The organism is Tropicimonas sp. TH_r6 (assembly GCF_033101155.1).
GTDB lineage: Bacteria > Pseudomonadota > Alphaproteobacteria > Rhodobacterales > Rhodobacteraceae > Tropicimonas.
This window is the reverse complement of the sequence record NZ_JAWMPX010000070.1, coordinates 1-2,806: the sequence shown is the minus strand read 5'-3', so window position 1 is coordinate 2,806 and position 2,806 is coordinate 1. Positions and strand designations below refer to the sequence as shown.

General features: G+C 55.0%; 4 protein-coding genes. 3 read left to right on the top strand and 1 reads right to left on the bottom strand.

Features of this window, described 5'->3' with window-relative positions; all coding sequences use genetic code 11:
- From R3X27_RS25360 to R3X27_RS25350, 3 genes are all read left to right on the top strand, one after another.
- Positions 1 to 191, top strand: a 191-nt coding sequence (locus R3X27_RS25360) for a hypothetical protein (RefSeq protein ID WP_317711698.1), incomplete at its 5' end; no start/stop codon positions are given.
- 877 nt (positions 192 to 1,068) lie between these two features.
- The gene (locus R3X27_RS25355; protein WP_317711697.1) at positions 1,069 to 1,569 is read left to right on the top strand and encodes a hypothetical protein; all 501 of its coding nucleotides are present in this window, start codon (positions 1,069 to 1,071) and stop codon (positions 1,567 to 1,569) included.
- 266 nt (positions 1,570 to 1,835) lie between these two features.
- Complete coding sequence (locus R3X27_RS25350; RefSeq protein ID WP_317711696.1) at positions 1,836 to 2,306, top strand: nuclear transport factor 2 family protein; 471 nt, start codon at positions 1,836 to 1,838, stop codon at positions 2,304 to 2,306.
- Between the two features lie 317 nt (positions 2,307 to 2,623).
- Here R3X27_RS25350 and R3X27_RS25345 read toward each other — a convergent pair.
- Positions 2,624 to 2,806 (bottom strand): hypothetical protein (locus R3X27_RS25345; protein ID WP_317711695.1); only part of this gene is annotated, 183 nt, incomplete at its 5' end.

Here is a 2,806-nt window from a genome sequence, read left to right as displayed (position 1 = left end):
TCTTCTCCGCCATTCGCCGCGCCGACCTCGAACTGCAGCTTCCGGCTTTTGGGGATCCGCCGAAAGCCTTCGAAGCTCATGTCGAATGCCTTATGACTTCTCTGGCGGGCGTCTGTTGGTTTGGTAGCTGCGTTGCGGAGAGCGCGGACGCTGCAAGGCACTACGGGGCCAAAAACACGACAGGCACGTAGAGCGGGCGCTGCGCGGCATTGCCGACAAGTTCGGGTTCGGGGCAGAGCTGCCGGTTTTCTAAAAAAGGCCGAAATAGGGAGGCGCTCCGACTAATCCAAAATCACTATGCGAGGGGGGGGCGTTCAATCTCTAAGCCCTTCGCACCGGAAACCGTTCGCTCCCGAAGATGTACGCATCCTCAATTCAAAGATTTCGACCTTGAGCATTTTGCGCTAAGTGTTGGAGCAGTCTGCAGTCGCCTCCAGGCGTCCGGTCGATTGGTTCGCGCTCTCGGAGCCACTTGAAGCCTCCTCCCCCTGAACACGCAATCTGAAGTCACGGCGTGGTATTTTTTGTGGTACGCTGAAAGAAGGTGAAAAAATATCGACTTAATTTCAAGAGCCTGCCTGAATAGTGCGGCTGACACCGCCTCCGCCATTTTGGTACTCTGTATTTATCTCATTGATAAAAAACAAAATACGGACGGAGCGGTGAGCTTCCACCAATGCCTTCCACCCTTGCTCTGCTAAAAATGGAAAAGAGCGCTAGAAGTAGGCAAATAATGCGTACCTACTTCCAACAAATGTACTCTGAGCATTCCGGTTGTCACTGTACTGGCAAGCGTGACGCAGGCTCAACGAGCCCGTCCAGTGAGGGAGCGGGTCGCACAATGCTTGCCCAGTATGGTCGGAGCCTCGGAAGCCCAGGCGGCTGACCTCCCCTTGGCTGAGTAACTGCTACTCTTTCCAACGTGCGCTGAGGCAGGCTATGGACGCGCCGAATTAGTTCTACAAAACGAGCACCATTGGAAAGCACCCTCGGACACCATCGATGATTTCAGCAAAACCGTCATGGAAAGATATCCAGCAACTCATCTCGGGATAGTCAGACACACAGTTGATGGGGCTCGTTCAAGATCTGTACCGTCTCAGCCCCGAAAACACGGCATTCCTGAACGCCCGATTGCTCCAGCAGCCGGCATCGAAACAAACGTTGACGCCCTACAAAAAGCGCATTCGTTCCGCCGTTTGTCCAAATGAACCGTGGAAGCAAAGCGTGCGTCTGTCCGAGGGTCGCAAAGCGATCAGCGAGTTCAGGAAGGCGAATGGCAACGCCCGAGATACACTGACGCTGATGACCTATTACGTGCAATGCGGGAACGACTTCACCCTGGAGTTCGGTGACATCGACGAAAGGTTCTATGACAGCTTGTGCTCGATGGCCGGGCAGATCAAAGACCGTCTACTGAAAGAGCAGTATCTGAAATTGGCGGATGAAATCCTGCCTCTTCTGGAGAAGGAGTTCGAACGCATCGACGGACTGATGGGTTGGGGATACCCCGACGAGTTCGGTGATCACCTTGAAGAGTTGAGGGACGCGTTCAAGCAGGTCTCGTGATATGCGAAATCGATGAGATGGAGCTATGGTCCAGGCTAGGTAGGTTCCTTGGGAGTCCAGATGGCTACCCCTCGCTCGGCTGAGAGGCTGTAAGGAGTAGTTGCGGTCACCCATGATGAACGACGCAGGGCGTTCGCGAACTGCGCATTACAGACCTTGAGGCAGGTTTGGTGAATGCCCGTTTCGCATGACTCAGATCATCTCTATTACCTTGGGTAAGGTGTATACTTCCACCACGTGGACGAGGGCGTATTGGGGGAAGGTCCATGAAACGTTCTTATGCAACGAAACTCGTCACAATCGCGGTAGCCACCAGCCTTATTGGCATTGGATTGGTCACCGATCTGAGGGCAGATGAAGCCGCCGATATCGCCGCCATTGAAGCGCTATGGGAAACCTATGCGGCCTCCGGTGTTTCCGCCGATGCGGATGCGCGGCTCGGTGTTTGGCATGAGGATGGCATCCAGATGCCGCCGGGGATTCCGGCGCGCGGATACGATGCCGTCGCCAAAAGCACGAAAAAGAAGAAGCCCGGGGGAACAAAGGCGATGACGGTCACACCGGAAGAGATCGTGATCCTCGGCGATATGGCCTATTCGCGAGGCGTTTACACCGCCACCAAGGTGAGCAATGGAGCCGATGTCGAAATCGACGGAAAGTTCCTGACGATCCACAAGCGGCACGAAGACGGGTCGTGGCGGATCTATCGTGACTGCTTCAACAGCAACACGGAATAGCAGGCACAAAACAGCCGAAGGCGGGCAACGTCTCGCTGTCTGCCCTTTGCTTCTGGGAGATTGGACGATGCTGTTTCGATCCCGAAAAGAACTGGCTTGACGCCGAGAGTTTGAGAAACGTCTCATTCCGGTGTGTCTCGACCGTTTTTCTCTGCATCGGCGTATTTCTTGCCTTCGCGGGAGGGGTCTGCGGCCAAGCTTTCTCTGAAGACCATCTACAAGACTGCATCGCGCCACGCGCAAGTGATCCGGGTGGCGCGAGCCTTATTCACCAATGTTACCGAGCGCCGGACGGAAGTCTCAACATCTTCCACGGATCAAGGCTGCTCGAAGCTTCTCCAGCACCGCAACGGTACCGGCAGTTCGTCCGGAATGTTTGCAGCTCGTTGGGACTTGGAGCCGCCGAATGTGAGGTCACCCCGATGGTCATCGACATTGGCCGCAACGCTGTGGCTGGAGAGTGTATCGGATCGAAGATGATCTTTTTTGATAGAGAATTG

Excerpts from the sequence above, each read along its gene's own strand:
- R3X27_RS25350 (WP_317711696.1), top strand. The coding sequence starts at position 1,836 with ATGAAACGTTCTTATGCAACGAAACTCGTCACAATCGCGGTAGCCACC.